The sequence below is a fragment of the Bdellovibrio sp. genome (assembly GCF_047637665.1).
Taxonomy (GTDB): Bacteria; Bdellovibrionota; Bdellovibrionia; order Bdellovibrionales; family Bdellovibrionaceae; genus Bdellovibrio.
Genome location: NZ_JBLJBT010000005.1, coordinates 19,896 through 35,589 on the forward strand (window position 1 = coordinate 19,896; position 15,694 = coordinate 35,589).

Sequence of the window (15,694 nt, forward strand, 5' to 3'; positions counted from 1 at the left end):
GCGCTTAGTATGAAATAGATAGGGTAAAATGACAAGGAGACCTCCGGCCATGAGCCTTTTTTGCCGTGTGATTCAAACGGATGATTTGCAAGATATTTTGGACTTGGAAAATAAGAAACTTCAAGAGTCCTATCCTGATGAAATGGAAAGAATGATGGCGGGATGGAATTCCAAGTTTCGTGTGGAAGCTTTGAATCACTATATTCCCTTGGGCTGGAGTTTCCTGGCTCGAGATCAGGACAGCGGTAAACTTATGGGCTACTTTATTGCCCAGCCACTTTTGTTTTTGGATGGTCACACGCAGTCCTTATGGGTAGAGCATGTCCAATACTGCTCTTTGCAGGCTCGTGATGAGCTGTGCGAATTGGCGTATCGGCTGGGGCGAGAAAAGAATCTTCAACGAGTGTATTTCCCCAACGACAACGGGGTCCCCAACTCCATCAAAACTTTCAAAGCGGAGACTTGGTCGCCCGGAACACTTTCGGTCAGAACGACAAAGGGATAACGGCATGAAGAACTTCTCTTTTGCAAATCGGATCCAAAATATCAACAAGATGAAAACTCATGAATTTGATCTTGTGGTGATTGGCGGGGGAATCAATGGGGCGGGAGTCGCTCGCGATGCTTCGGATCGCGGCATGAAGGTCGCTCTTATTGAAGCTCGAGATTTTGCATCGGGAACCTCGTCGAAATCGAGTAAGTTGATTCATGGTGGAATTCGCTATCTTGAAAATCTCGAATTCAAACTTGTTTTCGAAGCATTGAATGAAAGAACTCGTCTTTTTGAGATGGCCCCTCATCTTGTGCATCCCTTGCGTTTTATGATTCCTCTTTATGAAGAGAGCCGTGTGGGCATGATGAAGATGGGAATGGGCATGTGGCTCTATGATGCCCTGTCGTTATTTCAGGCGCCTGAAATGCATGAGCGCTTAAATGCCAAAGAGTCCTTAAGCAGGATGCCGGCGATTCGGTCCGTGAATTTACTGGGGTCCTATATCTATTCAGATGCTTACATGGATGATGATCGTTTGGTTCATGAGACCCTGCGCTCGGCGAATGAAAATGGGGCCGTTTGCGCGAACTATGTAAAAGCCATCGGCGCTGAATTTGATAGTGCGGGAAAAATCACTGCGGTGTCTTGTGAGGATCAGATCTCAAAAGATAAGTTTTTGATTAAAGCTCGTCATGTGATCAGCAGTGTCGGCCCTTGGACGGATCAGTTGGGGCAGACGCTTTTAAAAGACTGGAAAAAGATTCTACGTCCAACAAAAGGAATCCATTTAACGCTGCCCAAACATCGCCTGCCTTTGAGTAGCGCCGTGGTTATGGCCGCTGAAAAAAGTGATCGAATTGTGTTTGGAATTCCTCGTCATGAAATGATTATTATTGGAACGACGGATACGGACTTTAAAGAATCTCCCGAAACCGTGACGACGACGCCAGAAGATGTGAAATATCTTTTGTCTGTGACTGATCAATACTTTCCAGGTGCGGGGATTACGGCTCATGATGTGATTGCCAGCTATGCGGGGGTGCGACCTCTGGTGAAGGATGACTCACAAAGTGAAGGTAAGACCAGTCGTGAACACACGATCATCAATGATCCTCGCGGAATCACCTTTGTGGCCGGAGGCAAGTACACCACCTATCGTTTGATGTGTGAACAGACGGTCACCCAGGCGTTACACTTTTTCAGCATGGAAGATCGTATCAAGTTTGGTGTGTCCCATACGGCAAAACCTCTGAACCCTTACACAAGTGTTGAGGCGTTCCATCAGGCGCAGAATTTATCCGAGGTCTGGGCCCGAGAGTCGGGGCGGTCTGTCGCTGAGCTGCAACTGCTTACAGAGCGTTATGGTCTTGAAGCCGCAGAAATCTTAGAAAAAAATCCTCAAGAGTTTACATACTGGCAGTTGGAGGCGGCACAGGCCATTGATATGACCATGTGTCTGCATCTTCGAGATTTTTATGCTCGTCGTGTGCCGCTCTTTTTGGCCGACCGCAATCATGGCGTGAGATTTATGGATGAGGTGGGGCAGATCTTCCAAGAAAAGCTGAGCTGGAGCGATGCTCGCTTAAAAGATGAAAAACATCTTCTCACCGAGTACATGGCCCACGAAGTAGAGTGGAAAAAACACTTTTAAACTTCACGGGCTTCTAAGTTCTGCCGGGGTCTCGTGGTTAGAGTATTTCGATGCAAGATCAAAAATTGTATCAACGAAGCCAGCCATCGAGGATGCCGAACTTTTGATTAGGCTGCAATCGTGCTGAAGCTTTTCAACTTCACGATGAATATTCGAGTTTGAGGCCTGCAGCAGGGAAATGAATTTTTGCATTTCTTCTAGATAGTGGATAAAAACTTGGCGCACTTCATTTACACGCGCTGATTCGACGGCACCAATTTGTCGAATGACCTCAAGACCCGTGGTGAACTTCTTGACGTCCTCCATCTGGCTTAAAACGCCCTGAAGATCTTTTTCCAGCCCGGTGATTTCGAGTTCCAAATCTTTAGCGTAGCTTCGAAACAGTCGCGAAAAATGAGTTCTATTTTCAATCATATCGCCAAAGGCATTCTGAGAAGTTTTGATCTTTTGGATAGATTCCTTAATAAAGAAGTCCACCATCAACATCTGAGAATCCAGGGCCACGATTTTAAGAGCACACTTTTGAATCACATTGGCGAGCAGCTCAACAAAGTCAACGAGGCCAGAAAGATGAGATCGGATCTGTTCGGAGAGGTCAGAAAATTCTTTAGCAATAACACCGAGGCTAGAGGCAAGTTCGCCGAACTTGGCAGCGGCAACGGTCATATTCAGGGCGATGAACTTCAGATGTTGAAACCCTTTCGTGAGATCCTCCATGGTTGCAGAAAACGCCTGATTGCTCTTTTGAAACTCCTGGATGCGCAAAAAACAATCTTTCAGTTCTTCTGAGGCCTCAAAACTGATTTCGGTAATTTCCTTAAGAGCCCCTTTGGTTTCTGCGTGAATATAACCTTTGCTTTTTTCCTGAAAGGCATTGAGTTCTGCGAAGGCCGCTTGAATCATAAAATCAGTGTAACTATTGAATCCACTTTTTTTGATTTGATCTAAGAGAAAGGGGATGGATCCCTCCATACCTTCTTTTTCTTCCACCTCTAAGGCGAGAGGATAAAGGGCTTGGGCAGCTGCAAATAAAGCTGACGAGGGCTTTTGGCGGATCGAAATATAGCCATCTTCAATGGGGAAGACAAAAGCAAAGACCCAATAGTAGTTGCCATTGGCCGACATGTTCTTCACGTAGGCGGCAATCGGAGATCCCGCGTGAAGTGTGTCCCATAAAAGTTTAAATACGGCTCGGGGCATATCCGGGTGTCTGATGATACTGTGAGGGGCACCCTTCAAAACTTCTTTGGGGTAACCACTCACACGAATGAAGACGTCATTTCCAAATCGGATGACACCTCTTTCGTCGGTGGTACTAAAAAAGAGTTCGTCGAATCCAAAAGGACTTTCTGATTGCGTAGGTTTTGGTTTTATCATTCCGGTGAGTCCTGCCTTTTAAAAATTTAAACACAGGCCATGTAGACCGACAAAACAAAGAATTTTGTCTAGACTCAATGAGGGGCGAATTGAGTCTGATGATAGCTTTTTTCATGTTAGAATATGAGTTGTACTTCGCTTGCGATCCAAAGTAATTGTAATCGAGAATGAGCCTTATTTTGTCACGACCCACTAAAAGATAGACACTCCTTAAGGGCCGAAAGGGCGTTAAGCGCTCTCTACGGGTGGCAAGATCCTTGAACCTCTGCAGACGTTGGCTCTCTGAGGGAGGTCTGCTTATGAAATCTCAATGGCGATTGGTAACGACAGTGTTGGCGTTAGCTCTCGGCGCTTGCTCTAATGGCGGAGGCGGTGGGGCGGCAGCCCCGGCAGTGACTCAGACAACTACGACCACTCCACTTCCTGAGACTCCCGGAGAGTTCACTTATGAGCTTGTGTTTAATGGTTGTTCCACGGGTAAACATAAACTGACGACAAAGAAAGCATATTGTGATGCGCTTTTGAATGATGCCCTCAATAATAATTGCGCTCGCGAAATGCGTGTTGAGAACTATAATCGGCATTGCACGGGAGCCCAACCGGCCAACCCGGGAACTTTGCCGTCCATGAGTTCCGCTCGTTGTGTTGTGAATGGAATGGACCTAAAGGATCGCACCTTTCTTGATAATATAAATCCCTTTAACCCGCAAAGACGGCAAAGTTTCCGCGATATGTTTTGGGATGGAAAAAAGGAACAAGGATACGATATCTTGCTTTCTTCCGCCGATTCTTACGGGAAAGCTCGTTTTGTGTTGTCGCCTGCTTTGTCAGGAACGGCGGCTTTGGGAGAGATTCAACTTCGTCAGCGCAAGAATCAAGATAGTTTTTCCGTGCGTTCGGGTCTTGGTTCTGAGATTCGCCTTCTGGTCACGAACTATGACGTAGAAAAAGAAGTCGAAGCGGTTTGCATTTCGGATAAAAGCTTTCAAAGACCCAAGGTCGACTTACATCGAGTGCGCTGTTCGACTCAATCAGGAGAAGAGATTATTGAGTGGGATGTGAAGAGCACTGTCGAAAAAAGAATTAAAAGTTCTCGCAACAAAGAGACGGTGATTGTTCGTCTGAAGCCTGCAACTCAAGGGTCTTTAGAGCGCATTGAAATTGAAGCTTTGGAGTTAGACTACGATAAGACATTGAAGGCAGAGGGAGCTCTCAACGAAGGTCTGGAGATCCGCTATCAGGGGCGTGAAACGGCCAAGGAAGTTGCTATCTCCTGTGCGCCCGCGTCAAAATAACTCAGGGACGGGTCTAAATATCTGCATTGACTCTGGTTTTCATAGAACCTAGACTTGAGATGTTTAGCCCCCGATGAAAATTTTCTCTGAAGTGAGATTCAGCATGAGTTTTTTTGACAAAGTTCAAGATTATTTTTCCAATGATATCGCCATTGACCTTGGCACCGCGAACACCCTTGTTTACGTCAAAGGACGCGGGATTATTCTCGATGAACCCTCTGTCGTCGCAGTTCAAAAGAACTATCGCGGTATGCAAAATCGAGTTCTTGCCGTCGGTAAAGAAGCGAAAGATATGTTGGGTCGTACCCCAGGTAGCATCGTGGCAATTCGCCCTATCAAAGACGGCGTTATCGCGGACTTTGAAGTGACTCAATCCATGCTGAAGTACTTTATTGGAAAATCTTTGGGCGAGAAGAAATCGTTTATCCGTCCTCGTATCATTATCTGCGTTCCTTACGGAATCACTCAGGTTGAAAAGCGTGCGGTGAAAGAAGCCGCTCAATCCGCGGGAGCTCGTGAGGTCTATTTGATCGAAGAGCCCATGGCCGCGGCGATTGGTGCGGGTCTTCCGATCACAGAACCATCTGGGAACATGGTGGTGGATATGGGTGGCGGAACCACGGGCGTCGCTGTGATTTCTTTGGGCGGTATCGTCTATTGTAAATCAATTAAAGTGGCCGGTGATAAGTTTGACGAGGCCATCGTGAATTACGTTCGTCGCCAGTTCAACTTGTTGATCGGTGAAAGAACGGCTGAAAATATCAAAATCCAAATTGGCAATGCTTACCCATTCGAAGAAGAAAAGTCCATGGAGATCAAAGGTCGTGACCTCGTTGCCGGGGCACCCAAAACTATTGAGATCACCTCTTCTCAGGTGAACGACGCTTTGATGGATCCCTTGTCTGAAGTGGTCGATGCGGTTCGCACGGCTCTTGAGAAAACTCCCCCTGAGCTTGCCTCTGACATTGTTGATAACGGCATTGTCTTAACTGGTGGCGGCGCGCTTTTAGCGAACTTGGATGTTCTTTTGAGAGAAAGAACAGGTCTTCCCGTTTCAATTGCTGAAGATCCTTTGAGCTGTGTTGTTATGGGTTCCGGCAAGGTTCTCGATCAACTTGATCTTTTACGACAACTTACTGTCGACTAGAGTCAGCAAGAAGAAGGGGCCCATCTCTGGGCCCAACATCTGGACTGCATTTCTGTCCCCACTTCTAATAGAGTAGTTATATGACTGAGGCTGACGTACAATCGATTGCTCTATTTTTCTACTTTGCACTTCTTGATGACCAAAAGGCGATTGAAGCTTCATCGCAGGCACTCGTCTTAGGTCGAGCCCGCAAACAAAGAAATCCCAATCTTAAAAATTCAGTGGCAGTGGTCGCCGCGACAAAATCTGTTTGGGATAAATATAAAGCTCGAGTTGCAAGAGGCCGCCCCAACACCTCCGTGGAGTCCGGCTGGTTGATTCCCGAGGGAGTTGATCTGGGCCCTTGGCGCGAATTTCAGAAATCAGCGTCTGAGGACGAGCTTTTAACAGTGATTTGGTCTAAAATTTTGAAGATTGAAGATGATGACATCTCAGAGGGATTGGGAATCACACAGGGTACGATTCGCTATCGACTGGGACGAGCCCTTCGTAAACTAGGCAGTATGACCCAAGGTGTGAGTAAGTTAAAGCATGGCTCAACAGGAAAATAAGATTTCACTTTCAAAAAAAGGCAAACGAGAGATCTCTCCCTTTATTGGGCATGAACTTCTTTATGATTACCTCTCGGGAAGTTTGGATAAAGAACGTCGCGTAGTCATTGAAGATCACGTGAAATTTTCCCGAGATGCACAGTTAGATCTTACCAAGATTCAAAACGGACAAAGTTATGCGGAGAGGCTGGGCGATACTATTGTTTCTCAACCCATCATTGCGCAGATTAGTACGACCTCAAGCTACATTTCCGTTCTTATGCAAAAATCAAATTTCGATAAATGGCCTCAGGGACTCAAGTGGGGACTGGAAGCTTTGGTCGTTGTTTTGGGCATTGTGATTTTATTGTCGGTGACTCCATGGCAGAAAGTCATGCAACTTGGAATTGGCAGTGGCAGTAAAGAAGTTGTGCTGGCGGAGGTTTCAAAAACGGGAACAACGGCCACGACCTCTGCGGATGCGGAAGACAAGCCGGAGTTTGTTGACGAGGGAGTTAAAGAAGCAACCAAAGAACCTGTGGCGGCCAAGGTTCCGGAAAAAACCCCAGCGCCCGAGAAAACTGTCGCAGCAGCCGTTGTTGCCAAAAATGAGAAGCCTACGACTGAACCACCGTCTGTTACGGCCGTCTCCGGTGGGTTCCTCTATCGCGGTGAAATCGCCGTTACAAATATTGAAGTCGTCGGTCCCAAGATCACAGAAAAGATCAACGAACTGGGAGGGCGTAAGGCCGGCTCCGTGGAGTTGGGTTGGAAGAAAACTGCGAATTCCATGTATTATCACTTTACGATTCCTGAGGCGAAGTATCAGGACCTTATGGGCTTTTTGGCAACTTATGGAAAGCCAAAGATTAGCAAAGAAAAACATCCAAGAGTCATGCCCGACGGGATCGTGCGTATGATTGTTACCGTGGACGAAGCCAAGAAGTGAAAACTTTAAGGAAGAAACCAAAACGATCACTGCGAACAATTTTGATTGTCTGGTTTGTTTTGTTTTCGGTGATTCCTTTGGCGTTTGTTACGGGATATTCGATGGTGAAGTATGAAAAAGCCATCGATCATGAACTGTCGCAACGTCTTAGTGGAAATGCGCGAGAGATTGATCTTGTGCTTTCAGAGTTGCGCGCCAGTCTTCAGCAAAAGCGTGATAAGTACATCCGAGATCCCAGTCTGATCTATCATATGACCGTAGGGGACGGGGCGACCCTTCGAACTTTGTCTTCGCAGTGGATTAAATCAGATAACCTTTCCAGTCTGACGTTTTTTGATCGGGAAGGAAAGATGTTGGCGTCTGTTTTTAAGGACGATAAAGAGAACGTGCGCAGCTTTGTTCCTGTTCAAGACGCGGTTTTCCTCTCTGCAAAATACATGGCTCAGGTCAAAGATGAAAAGGAAATGGCCATAGCCGAAGCCGGCGACAATCAAAAAGTAAATTTGATTTTTATTTCTAAAGTGACGGCGGCGGCAGGAAGGCCTGTAGGTTTTGTCGAGCAGACAGTGAGCCTGGATAAGGCATTTGTAAATCGCCTGAAGAATCGTTTAAAGCTTGAACTGATCTTTTTTAAAGACAGCGGACAGGTCGTGGTTGCCAGTCACCCTGATTTTTATCTCTATAAAAAAGATTTCTTCCGTCCTTTTTTCCGTCCTGGCAACGAGCCATTTTTTGATTTGAATGTTCGATCTATACCTTACGGCTTTTTGATTTATCCCTTGGATTGGGGAATTACCAAGCTTCATGTTGCGCTGGGAGCCTCAAAAAGCGAAGCCAAAGCTGTTCTTAAGAACGTGAACTTTGCTTTTATGACAGTTGTCGGGGCGGTTGTGGTTCTTCTTGTTCTGACCATTCTGGTGACCTCAAGTTGGGTGTTAAAACCCTTGTACGATCTTGTTGAGGCTTTGCAGTCGTTTGAATCACAGGAACAAGCAGTGACCATTCCTGTAAAAAATGACACCGAGATCGGTCTGTTGACGGAATCCTTTAACGAAATGAGCAAGAAGATCTGGCAGGCGCGCTCTGATTTAAGAAAGAAAATCACAGAGCTTGAATCTGCCAACAAAGAACTCAAAGACACCCAAACAAAACTTGTTCACTCCGCCAAGATGGTCAGCCTTGGTCAGTTGGTGGCGGGGGTGGCCCATGAACTCAATAACCCGATTGGCTTTATTTACAGCAACATGACTCATCTCAAAGAATATTCAGAAAGACTGATTGAGATTGCAGAAGTGGCTGAGAAAAACCCTCCGCAACTTCCCGCACTTAAAGAAGAGTATGAGTTTGATTATATTGTAAAAGACTTGCCGAAACTTGTGGCCTCTTGCCAAGATGGTGCCCGTCGTACGCGGGATATCGTATTGGGTCTACGAAACTTTTCACGTCTTGAAGAAGCGAAGCTGCAAGAAATCGATATTCATCAAAGTCTGGATACAACCCTGAATCTCCTTCAGGGTGAAATTAAAAACCGCATTGAGATTCATAGGCAATATGAACCCACCCCTTTGATTCACTGTTATGCCAGCCAGATCAATCAGGTGTTTATGAATATTCTCTCGAATGCTGTTCAGGCCATCGAGGGAAATGGCCATATTTGGATATCCACAACGGCACTGAAAGACTACAAGGGCTCCAAAGATCGTCGCGGCTGGGTGCAAGTCTCAATTCAAGACAGCGGCAAAGGAATGTCGAACGAAACCCTTGAGAAAATTTTTGATCCCTTCTTCACGACTAAAGGCGTGGGGCAGGGGACCGGCTTGGGTCTCAGTATTTCCTACGGAATCATTCAGAATCACGGAGGAGAAATTCAGGCGCGCTCAGAAAGCGGAGTCGGCACTGAGTTTATCGTAATCATTCCGGTATATCCTCCTATACAAGAAAAAAATCCCGTACTTACGTCCTAAAGCTTTCGTCTGTAATTCCGAAAAGTTCAGCATGAAGTACCTTCTTGTTCTTTCTCTGACTTTGATGGGATCTTTGGTTTTGGCAAAAAATCAAAATCTGAAATTAGCGGGAACGGTTCCCCTTCAGGGTGAAGTCCATATTGTGTTTTCGAAATCAGGCACACTTCAAGTCGTGACCCCCAAAGATTCGTCTCTTCTTCGCGTAGAGATTCAGAAGCGCCAACCGGCCTCTTTAGTTCGCGTATCAGCTCCTTAACTATCTTAAGACTAGATGTTAAAGACTCTTAACATTCAGATTTTCCTCTCGAATTTCCTCGAATAACCTGAATGCATGACATTATTAGTATTAAGTTTTGCCGCATTGTTTGTAGGCGCACCGTCATTCGCAGGGGCCTTTCGGTTGACCCCGATGGTGGTGCAGTTTGCTTCTTCAGGGCCTAAGGCGACCCAGGTGATTACATTGGAAAACCCGGGAGGGGAGAAAGTTCCCGTGCAAATAGAGATCTATGCACGAACCTCAGATGCTCGCGGAGAAGAAGTTCGAACGAAGACCGATGAGTTCAATATCTATCCAGAGCAGGTTGTACTGCTTCCCAATGAAAAACGAAATGTGCGAATCACTTGGGCGGGAGAATTTAAAGACGCTAATGAGAAAGCATTTAGAATTATTGCGTCTCAATTACCTGTAGAGCTTCGAGAAAGAAACGCAAAACCGAAAAACAGCGGCGTGAACTTGAAGTTTCTTCTTCAATACGTCGCTTCCGCCTACGTTACTCCTGAGGGAGCCATTGCAAAAATTAGAGTTAAGGACGTAAAAAGTCTTGGGGCAAAAAAGATCTCACTGGTGATCGCCAATGAGGGGACGGCACACAAGGTGCTGCGAGCAAAAAGTCTCAAGATCTATTCTGGAGACAAATTTCTTCTAGAAATTTTGTCGCCGAAAGAGTTCGACAGTCTCAATCTCCTGCCAGGAAAAGAACAAAACGTCGAAGTTAATTTGCCCAAAGAGGCCGTTGGCTCGAACCTTCGTGCTGAGCTCAATCTTTGGGAGTCGGGAGATTGAGAACTCTTTGTGTCTTAGCTTTCCTTTTGCTTCTTTTTCCCTGGGGCGTCCGTGCCCAAGAGGCTCGCCCGTCATTAGATAAACCGTATTTAGTGGCGCCGTTCATCATGGATAATAAAACGTTGGGTGAGGCTTGGGTTTTTCCGCGCGAAGAAAAGTCAGATTTTGCCATTGAGGCCGAAACACTTCTTCGCTTACTACAGCCGCATCTGAAGGATGATCGGTTGGCTCTTTTGAGAAGCCGTATACGTAAAGAAAAAACTTTAACTTTGCGCGACCTTGAAGCCGCTGGGTTGTCGGTCAAGTTTGATGAGAGCACATTGGAAATGTATTTGGACGTGCCCCTGCGATACAGAAAAACCAATGAGCTTGATTTGAACTATTACGACATTGATGGTCAGAAATATCTTCGTCCTCAGGGACAGAGTGGTTATTTAAATATTCGGACTCAACAGTCTTATCAATATGGCTCGGCGGTGCCGGAAGAAAAACTTCCTCTGACCGGACATGTGGATTTTGTCGAAAATGTGAACGGTGTGGTTTTCGAGACCATGGCGGACTACCTTGAAGGCGCTCTTCATCCGTGGCGGCGTTTAGACACTCGCTTCCGTGTCGATGATGAAAAGAATATGATCCGCTACACCTTGGGAGATTTAACCTTAGGGTCTCGAGGTTTTCAGTACTCACCAAATATAGCCGGAATTTCGGTGGTTAAAGAGTTTTCTATCCAACCCTACAAAACACTTCGCGCCCTGAGTGCCACAGAGATCATTATTAAGAGACCCTCCCTGATTGAGATTTACGTCAACGGCTTTCTTTTTAGTCAAATGCGTTTGGCTCCGGGAGTTTTTAATATCAGAGACTTTCCTTTGGCGACGGGACAAAACAGCGTCAAGATTAAGGTGCGTGATGATCTTGGCCAGGAGGAGATCTATGATTTTTCTGTCCTCTTTGAAAATACTCTTTTAGGTAAAGATGTTCATGAGTTTTCCTACGGACTGGGTCTTCCTTGGAGTGAATCCGGGGCTGATCGGGCCTATGATAACACCGGGGCTTTGGGGACTTTCTTTCATCGCATCGGCTTGAGCGATCATTTAACCTTCGGTTTGAATTTTCAGAACTATCGCTCCACGGCCCTTAGCGGGATTGAGTTTTCTGGCGTATCGAACTGGGGCTATATTTCCTTGGAGGGCGGGTATTCGACAGGAGCTTCGCAAATACAAGGATATGCTGAGCGACTGCGCTATCGAACCTTGGATCGTATGTTCGGACGGGACGTGCCGGTTGTTCTGACTTTTGAGGCAGAAAATAGAGATGTTCAATTCCGTCCAGTTTCTGTTTTTGATTTGGGTTTGGCGAATTATTTGCGTCGTTATGATAGCCAACTCAATTTCCGTTTTGCGAATTCCTGGGTTCTGGGAGTGGGAGCCGGTGCTTTTGAGGTGAGTGTTGGAGAGAATAAAAAAATTTATCGCTCGAACCTGATCATCCCTTTGAGTGCACGAACTCGTCTAGAGCTTAGTTATAATAAGTCCGTGGAGAAGGAAGCAGAGGATCGAGGATTACTTTCGTTCTTCTGGAGCGAGTCGCAAGGACGATATAGTGCCAGTGCTTACTACGATTCCTTGCAGAGGAATACCAACCTTGCCCTCAATCGCAACAACCTACAGAAGTATAATGACAGTCGCTGGAACGTTTCTTTACAAGAATCCAACGGGGACTCGTCAGGAAGTCTTTCGGGGGAATATTTAGCTCAACCTCTCAGTTTAAGGTTAGATCATTTTACATCGAATCGGAATGGCCTTCAAACTCACACGACGGGGGTGGGTTTGAACACCGGATTTGCCTGGGTGGGATTGCAGGGCGCCTTTACGCAACCTATTAATGATAGTTTTGTTTTGATTCACACCAAAGAATTTCCGTCAGGGCAGGAATTGATTATCAATCCGAATGGAGAGAATGGCGAAGCTCAGCTAGGTCCCAGAACCGCTACGGTCCTGCGTGATCAGTCTGCTTATTATAGATACTTTGTTAATGTCGACTCAACTTCTTTGCCGGTGGGTTATCTGTTGGAAAAAGAGTTCTATGGCGTTCAGCCCACCTATCGTAGTGGGATCGCCATTGATCTTGGTCTGAAAAAAAAGGTGATGGTGAAGGGGCGACTCGTAAATCGATCTCTTCAGCCTTTGTCTTTTGTGGCGGGCGACGTGATCAACTCCCAAGGACAGTTGGTTGATAATAACTTTTTTACGAACAAGAGTGGGGGCTTCTTAATCGAGGGTCTAGAGCCAGGGATTTACAAGGTCATCACAGATCACCCTGGTTCTGCGCCAATATCTTTCGAAGTGAGAAATGTTGATGGCAATATGCTGAGCCTGGGTGACCTGATTCAACAGGAGGAGGCGGGAGAATGAGATTTCTGATATACATACTACTTCCATTTATTCCCATTTTTGCACGGGCTCAAGGGGCCTCCTGTGTCAATATGCAGCTTCAGGTAAATCAGTCGGTGATCAACTTAACCTCAGGTCAAATCACGGCCAATCCTCAACTTGTGGTTAAGGCGAACACCAACCCTGGGGGCTGCGATTTCTTTATGACTTTTGATTATGGACAGGGAAACTCTTATAACAACAGAGCGTTGCGACGCGGTTCAGATGTTTGGCCCCTACAAATTTCAAAAAATTCTTCCGGAACAGAGGTCTTAAAAAATATTCAAGACGTATCGAGCATGAATGATGTTTTGTCTGGAGCTCTCAGAGCGGGAAGCAACGATCGCCAAGTCAGCGTGAGCTATTGGGTCCTCTTGAATATGGCAAATCCGTGGTTGAGCGCCGGGTTGTATCAGGACACTTTTGTTGTAAAGCTCTATAAAGGTTCCCCCTGGGGTGTTTATTCACTGGTGGAATCAAGATCCGTGGGTATTACCTTCCAAGCACCCAAAAAGGCGGATATTTCGTTGGTGCCAAGTGGGGGGAGCTTCAATCTCAATGACACCACGGAAGTTTTGAACTTTGGCGAGTTGACAGAGGGAAGCATTCGCTCTTGTGATGCGGTCTTAAAGTACAACGCGGGTTACATATTGAAAGCCTCATCAGCGAACGAGGGACGACTGAAACATCAAACGATGCAGGAATATATTTCGTATCAAATAAGATTTAATGGAAGTCTATTTAATTTATCTGGAACGGCATCGTCGCCACGACAGATTTTCCGAGAACTTGGAAGATCCCCGGCCAGCGGTCTGTCCATTCCGATCTCAGTAAAAGTAGGGAGCGTGTCAGGCAAACGATCAGGATCTTATCAGGATGTCATTACCCTGACCGTCGAATCAGCTGAATAGGAAAGCCAATCAAAATGATTGGCTTCCTTGTTCTGTCTTTAAAATTAGTTGTTTGATTGGATGGAAATCGTCAGTGTGTCCTCATAGGTTCCCGCTGGAGCCAGATCATATGCGGTTACGTCCACGGCAAGTGTCGAGCTGGCTGTTTGCAGACCGGCTAAAGAACCAGAGTTCTTAACTTCAACGCCACTTGTGGTTGGAGTGACTGCGCTGGCACCATTGTAGCGAACTTTATAAGAGGTTGCTTTCGAAGCGTCTGCCGTATGCCGTAGTTCGCCTCCGGTAGGAGATGAAATAATAATCTTATATCCCAAAAGATTGTTGGATGTTTCATCAACCGAAGCGACCAGTTTATTGGTTTCGCCACCTCTAATATTTAGACTTGTGCTGCTGGCATTGGCTGCCACACTAATTTCTGAAACGACGCTGACCGTTCCTTGAAGAATAAGATCTGCCGATGTTGCCGCTATAGCCGTGTTTGCAAACGTGAAAGCGGCTACAATTGAAGTTGTGAGAGTCATGAATTTCATAGAGGTCCTTTCGCAAAGGGGGTGGGGGGTTCTTTGACCGATCCTTCACTTCATGGTCTGTGCCACGTCTCAAATTGATTAAAATTCGGTAAGAACTCTTTCGGGATGTCTAAAGGTTCGACACTTATCCAAGAAACGTTTTACAGATACATTTCTGTTTACGAATAGATGTCACTCGTTTTTTCAATAAGACAAAATAGCTAAGTAAAGCTCTCTTTCTTAAGAATTCGACCTCGGGGACCGATAAGACCCTTATGGCATCCAAGACGTCACAAAAAGAAAAGTCCATGTTGCTAGCTTTGCTTCTCTTTATTGGGGCGGCAGGGTTGATCTTTGCGTATTTGGGAACAGAAGAATCTGGAAAAGCGGACAAGCCATCACCCACTGTGAAATCTGAAAAGTTCGAGAAGGCCGTGAACAAACATCTCATGCTGACCAACGAGCGCATGGAAATGGAGCGCCAAAGAATGCAGTTGGAAAATGCGCGTCTTTTGAACTCAGACTTCAATCAAACTGAACCACAAAGAGCTTACGCCAATGATGGGCGATTGGATCTTTCCGGCGATACTCGTGCGGCAGAGTTGGCCAATGAATTAGGGCGAGGCGAACGCCGTGAAGAATCTATGAGTCCTCACGACATCGTACAAAGAGAGCTTTTTAATGCTCAGCAAATGAATGAATATTCTCAAGCCTACAAGGAAGAATATGCGCGGCAGTTTATTGAAAACGCGCGCCGAGGTGGTTACAAAGTCATTTTGAGTGAAGATTTAAGTCGAGTTATTTCCGTGACCCCGATTCGCCAAAATGAAATGAATCTTTTCGGTTCAGGGACAGGCTCCGTTCAGTAAAGCCATCGTGCCGAGGTCTTTCTCCATTTTTTAAAATGTCCATGATCTGCCATGCTGTAGTATTGGTGTGGGGTCATTATCAGGTGATCATTCAGAGGAATCTGAAAGAGGGTGGCGAGTTGATGGATCTTGCGTGTGAGGATCAAGTCCTGTTCTGAGGGGAGGGCTTGGTTGCTCGGGTGATTGTGCGCCAAGACAAAAGAACTGGCGTTGCACAAGACGAGCGTTCGAAAGATGTCGCGCGGATGAATCAGGCAGTGATCCGCTGTTCCGCGAAATAGCATTTCCTTTTTGATCAGGACCATTTGTGAATTTAAAGCCAAAAGCCAGAGTTCTTCGGCGTAGGGATTGATTTGCGCATTCAGACATTTAAAGGCTTGGTAGCTTGAAGAGATCTCAATCATGTTCATTTTTAAATGCAAATAGATGGGGTTTCATATCCTGAATAGGCCTCGTATGAGGATCGGTTTGGGACTTGCGCGTCCGAAGTCCTCGACATAGACT

At 46.1% G+C, this 15,694-nt stretch carries 15 protein-coding genes; 12 read left to right on the top strand and 3 right to left on the bottom strand.

All coding sequences use genetic code 11. The annotated features are described in order from the left end of the window. Nucleotides 1-49 precede the first annotated feature (49 nt). Both ACM64D_RS00640 and ACM64D_RS00645 read left to right on the top strand, forming a co-directional pair. Nucleotides 50-505, top strand: a complete 456-nt coding sequence (locus ACM64D_RS00640) for a hypothetical protein (RefSeq protein WP_415061245.1) — start codon at nucleotides 50-52, stop codon at nucleotides 503-505. Between the two features lie 4 nt (nucleotides 506-509). Next, a complete protein-coding gene (locus ACM64D_RS00645) occupies nucleotides 510-2,144 on the top strand; it encodes an FAD-dependent oxidoreductase (protein ID WP_415061246.1) in 1,635 nt (544 codons plus the stop codon). Nucleotides 2,145-2,147: 3 nt separating this feature from the next. Here the strand turns inward: ACM64D_RS00645 and ACM64D_RS00650 are convergent, their stop codons facing one another. Further along, the gene (locus tag ACM64D_RS00650; RefSeq protein WP_415061247.1) at nucleotides 2,148-3,521 is read right to left on the bottom strand and encodes a PAS domain-containing protein; all 1,374 of its coding nucleotides are present in this window, start codon (nucleotides 3,519-3,521) and stop codon (nucleotides 2,148-2,150) included. Between the two features lie 299 nt (nucleotides 3,522-3,820). Between ACM64D_RS00650 and ACM64D_RS00655 the strand changes: the two genes are divergently transcribed. The 9 genes from ACM64D_RS00655 (at nucleotide 3,821) to ACM64D_RS00695 (ending at nucleotide 13,812) form a co-directional block, all read left to right on the top strand. Then, entirely contained in the window at nucleotides 3,821-4,816 is a 996-nt protein-coding gene (locus ACM64D_RS00655) for a hypothetical protein (protein WP_415061248.1), read from the top strand. A 103-nt stretch (nucleotides 4,817-4,919) separates the two neighbouring features. Continuing rightward, nucleotides 4,920-5,963, top strand: coding sequence for a rod shape-determining protein (locus ACM64D_RS00660; protein ID WP_015089392.1), 1,044 nt, complete (start codon nucleotides 4,920-4,922; stop codon nucleotides 5,961-5,963). An 80-nt stretch (nucleotides 5,964-6,043) separates the two neighbouring features. After that, nucleotides 6,044-6,514 carry a hypothetical protein gene (locus ACM64D_RS00665; protein WP_415061249.1) on the top strand — a complete coding sequence of 157 codons (471 nt, stop codon included), beginning with the start codon at nucleotides 6,044-6,046 and terminating at the stop codon, nucleotides 6,512-6,514. After that, nucleotides 6,495-7,442, top strand: a complete 948-nt coding sequence (locus ACM64D_RS00670; protein ID WP_415061250.1) for a hypothetical protein — start codon at nucleotides 6,495-6,497, stop codon at nucleotides 7,440-7,442. The genes ACM64D_RS00665 and ACM64D_RS00670 overlap by 20 nt, the downstream gene beginning before the upstream one ends. Continuing rightward, the gene (locus ACM64D_RS00675; RefSeq protein ID WP_415061251.1) at nucleotides 7,439-9,406 is read left to right on the top strand and encodes an ATP-binding protein; all 1,968 of its coding nucleotides are present in this window, start codon (nucleotides 7,439-7,441) and stop codon (nucleotides 9,404-9,406) included. Before ACM64D_RS00670 ends, ACM64D_RS00675 begins: the two co-directional genes overlap by 4 nt. 31 nt (nucleotides 9,407-9,437) lie before the next feature. Further along, complete coding sequence (locus tag ACM64D_RS00680) at nucleotides 9,438-9,662, top strand: hypothetical protein (protein WP_415061252.1); 225 nt, start codon at nucleotides 9,438-9,440, stop codon at nucleotides 9,660-9,662. 75 nt (nucleotides 9,663-9,737) lie between these two features. Further along, nucleotides 9,738-10,469 carry a molecular chaperone gene (locus tag ACM64D_RS00685; RefSeq protein ID WP_415061253.1) on the top strand — a complete coding sequence of 244 codons (732 nt, stop codon included), beginning with the start codon at nucleotides 9,738-9,740 and terminating at the stop codon, nucleotides 10,467-10,469. Continuing rightward, nucleotides 10,466-12,883: a hypothetical protein gene (locus tag ACM64D_RS00690; protein WP_415061254.1), complete on the top strand. Its 2,418-nt coding sequence runs from the start codon at nucleotides 10,466-10,468 to the stop codon at nucleotides 12,881-12,883. Before ACM64D_RS00685 ends, ACM64D_RS00690 begins: the two co-directional genes overlap by 4 nt. Beyond that, the gene (locus ACM64D_RS00695) at nucleotides 12,880-13,812 is read left to right on the top strand and encodes a hypothetical protein (protein WP_415061255.1); all 933 of its coding nucleotides are present in this window, start codon (nucleotides 12,880-12,882) and stop codon (nucleotides 13,810-13,812) included. The genes ACM64D_RS00690 and ACM64D_RS00695 overlap by 4 nt, the downstream gene beginning before the upstream one ends. Nucleotides 13,813-13,856: 44 nt before the next feature. On the opposite strand, the gene ACM64D_RS00700 is transcribed toward ACM64D_RS00695, so the two are convergent. After that, nucleotides 13,857-14,342: a hypothetical protein gene (locus tag ACM64D_RS00700; protein WP_415061256.1), complete on the bottom strand. Its 486-nt coding sequence runs from the start codon at nucleotides 14,340-14,342 to the stop codon at nucleotides 13,857-13,859. Nucleotides 14,343-14,596: 254 nt separating this feature from the next. Here ACM64D_RS00700 and ACM64D_RS00705 point away from each other — a divergent pair, with 254 nt between their 5' ends. Continuing rightward, complete coding sequence (locus tag ACM64D_RS00705) at nucleotides 14,597-15,190, top strand: hypothetical protein (RefSeq protein ID WP_415061257.1); 594 nt, start codon at nucleotides 14,597-14,599, stop codon at nucleotides 15,188-15,190. On the opposite strand, the gene ACM64D_RS00710 is transcribed toward ACM64D_RS00705, so the two are convergent. Further along, on the bottom strand, nucleotides 15,184-15,600 hold the full coding sequence (locus ACM64D_RS00710) for a JAB domain-containing protein (RefSeq protein WP_415061258.1): 417 nt from the start codon (nucleotides 15,598-15,600) through the stop codon (nucleotides 15,184-15,186). The genes ACM64D_RS00705 and ACM64D_RS00710 overlap by 7 nt on opposite strands. Between the last annotated feature and the right edge of the window lie 94 nt (nucleotides 15,601-15,694).